The sequence below is a fragment of the Mediterraneibacter sp. 210702-DFI.5.30 genome, assembly GCF_020560115.1.
Lineage (GTDB): Bacteria > Bacillota > Clostridia > Lachnospirales > Lachnospiraceae > Mediterraneibacter > Mediterraneibacter faecis.
On record NZ_JAJCME010000283.1, the window covers coordinates 1 to 210 of the forward strand.

Genomic DNA, 210 nt, shown 5'->3' on the forward strand with positions numbered 1-210 from the left:
GAAACTGCCTTGATTGCCCCGTGGCTGATGTTTCATAACATCACCCTCAGCTGGCTCAACTCCTAGTGCGATCGCCGGAAAAGTGTCAGTAACCAGGTTGATCCACAAAATCTGGACCGGTGCCAAAATTGACCAGTTCATCATCGTCATGATCAAAAGCGTCAAGACTTCGCCAAGATTGGCGGAAAGCAGATACTGGATGGCTTTTTG

1 protein-coding gene is annotated in these 210 nt (G+C 48.6%); it reads right to left on the reverse strand.

Features of this window, described 5'->3' with window-relative positions:
• Positions 1-210 (reverse strand): cation transporting ATPase C-terminal domain-containing protein (locus tag LI126_RS15555; protein WP_227165792.1); only part of this gene is annotated, 210 nt, incomplete at both ends.